The organism is Streptomyces aureus, from assembly GCF_001418135.1.
GTDB lineage: Bacteria > Actinomycetota > Actinomycetes > Streptomycetales > Streptomycetaceae > Streptomyces > Streptomyces aureus_A.
This window is the reverse complement of sequence record NZ_LIPQ01000522.1, coordinates 1-2,197: the sequence shown is the minus strand read 5'-3', so window position 1 is coordinate 2,197 and position 2,197 is coordinate 1. Positions and strand designations below refer to the sequence as shown.

Here is a 2,197-nt window from a genome sequence, read left to right as displayed (position 1 = left end):
CGCAACGGGCGCCCGGCGGACGCGGCCCGCGTGGCGAAGGCCGTCGCCCTCACCTCGACCCTCACCCGGAGCGGCCGCCGTGGCTGACCGCACGCCCCCCGCCGCATCCGTCGAAGCCGACCGCACCCACCCCACCGCATCCGTCGGACTCGTGCTGCGCGACATCGCACTCTGGACCGCCTCCCTCGTCCGCCAGTTCCCCGAGCTCGCCGAAGAGCTCGCGCCCGGTCGCCGCGGCCCCGCCGGGAGCACCCCGGCCCCCTCCCCCGCGGGCCGTGACGAGCAGATCCGTGAGGAGCGCCGCGAGGCGCTGCTCCTCCAGCAGCGGCACGGTCTCTCCGTCCCCGGCCACGGCGCCGCCCCGATCCGGCTGCACGTCTCCGACGCGATCCGCGACATCACCGACGGGGTGGTGGAGCTGGAGGAGGCCGTGTGCGCCCGGCTCGCGCTGCCCCGGCCGCCCCGCGCCGGGGTGATCGACCGGCTCCGCCGGGTCGTGGGTCTCCTCGACGCGATCGCCGCCGACCCGGACCTCGCCCGGCACGTACGGGACGAGATCCGCCGGATGGCCCGGCGCTGCGCCCGGACGCTCGGCGACTCGGAGACGGTCGTACGGGTGTCGGGCCGCTGCCCCTGGTGCGACTCGGTGTCGCTGCGGGCCTTCCCCGACCGGCGCGCGGTGCTCTGTGTGAACCCGGCCTGTGTGTGCACGGACGGGGCGTGCGGCTGCCAGGACGACCCCGCCTACCGGCACCTGTGGCCGGAGCGGGAGTGGGCGGGACTCGCGGCCGCCTCCGGCTCCCGCACCGAGGAGATCGAGGCGGCGATGGACGACCCGAAGGAGACCTCATGCTGAGCTCGCCCGCCCTGCCGGCCCTGATCCCCGGACCGCTCGCCGCCGAGGAGGCCGGTGTCGCCCCCGCGACGATCCGCAAGTGGGTCCAGCTCGGCCATCTGCGGGCCGCCGGGAAGGCGGGCCGGGCTCAGCTCTTCCGCCTGGAGGACGTGTTCGCCGCCGAGCGCGTGGCCCGCCGCCGTCCCCGTACCGCCTGACTCCCCGTCGTACGAGAAGCGCCCCCCGTCCGTGAAGGACGGGGGGCGCTTTCCCGTGCCGCTCCCCGTGCCGCTCCTCATGCCGCCAGGAAGCGGTGGAGGGAGGCCGTGAAGGCGGCGGTGAAGCGGTCGCGGGTCTCCTCTGCGACGCGGTCCAGGGAGAGATAGGGGTTGAGGTCCTCCAGTTCGACGAGGAGCAGCTCGCCGCCGGGGGCGCGGCAGGCGTCCACGCGCTGGATGCCGTGGTCGAGGGTGTTCCAGTCGACGAAGCGGCGGGCGAAGGCGAGGTCGTCCCCGGTGGGCTCGTACGGCTCCAGGACCCAGCGGCGGGCGGGGTCGGGGGCGTGGAGGGCGTACTGGAAGAGGTCGTCGACGAAGTAGAAGGAGACCTCGTACCGGAAGTCGACGCGCGGCTGGACGAGGAGGCCGTCGTACGCGAGGCCGGCGAGCTCCTCGTACGTGAGGAAGCGCAGGCCTATCGAGTCGGCTCCGGCCTTGGGCTTGACCGCGTACTCGGCGGCGGCGGGGAGCCGGTGGAGGTCCTCGGGCCGGTCGACGGTGGGGATGACGGGGTACCCGGCGGCGGTCAGGTCGAGCAGGTACTGCTTTCCGGCCATGTCGCCGCGGCCGTGGAGGGGGTTGTAGACGCGGGTGCCGGCGGCCAGGGCGCGCTCGCGGAAGGCGTCGTACTCCTTCTGGTAGCCGATGACCGGGCCGCTGTTGCGTACGACGACGGCGTCGAAGCCGTCCATGAGCGCGGCGGCGTCGAGCGGGTGGCAGAGCGCCAGGTCGAAGGTCTCGCGCAGCCGGGCGGTGAGGTGGATGTCCTCGTCGCAGTAGCGCCGTCCGCGGGCCGGGTAGGCGAGGTCGGTGACGTACAGAAGGCGGGGGCGGGCGGCGGGCACGGGGCGGCTCCTCGGTCGGTGGCCGCCAACCTATCGGCCGTGCGTGCGGGGCCTGTACGGACATGCGCACGGAGGAACGCGGGGAAGGACGCACGGCGGGGCCCACTACCGGGACGCCCGGCGGGCCCGCCGCGGAGGCGTACGGAAGCCCCACGGAATTAGTTGCGTGCGCGCACGCTCTCTGTCACAGTTGGTGCAGCGGCGGAGCTGCGCCCGAACAACGGGCGGCGGCTTCGCCG

3 protein-coding genes are annotated in these 2,197 nt (G+C 74.8%); 2 read left to right on the top strand and 1 reads right to left on the bottom strand.

Going from position 1 to position 2,197, the window contains the following annotated elements:
- Window positions 1–79: 79 nt before the first annotated feature.
- Together AOK00_RS33040 and AOK00_RS33035 are read left to right on the top strand one after the other, a co-directional pair.
- Window positions 80–856 (top strand): hypothetical protein, encoded by a 777-nt coding sequence (locus tag AOK00_RS33040; RefSeq protein WP_055603841.1) that lies wholly within the window; start codon window positions 80–82, stop codon window positions 854–856.
- Window positions 850–1,053 carry a hypothetical protein gene (locus AOK00_RS33035; RefSeq protein WP_030318670.1) on the top strand — a complete coding sequence of 68 codons (204 nt, stop codon included), beginning with the start codon at window positions 850–852 and terminating at the stop codon, window positions 1,051–1,053. Before AOK00_RS33040 ends, AOK00_RS33035 begins: the two co-directional genes overlap by 7 nt.
- 77 nt (window positions 1,054–1,130) lie before the next feature.
- Here AOK00_RS33035 and AOK00_RS33030 read toward each other — a convergent pair whose 3' ends face one another.
- Window positions 1,131–1,958, bottom strand: a complete 828-nt coding sequence (locus tag AOK00_RS33030; RefSeq protein ID WP_055603840.1) for a hypothetical protein — start codon at window positions 1,956–1,958, stop codon at window positions 1,131–1,133.
- Between the last annotated feature and the right edge of the window lie 239 nt (window positions 1,959–2,197).

What these genes read in the sequence shown, in the direction of transcription:
- AOK00_RS33035 (WP_030318670.1), top strand. Translation starts at nt 850, where the DNA reads ATGCTGAGCTCGCCCGCCCTGCCGGCCCTGATCCCCGGACCGCTCGCC.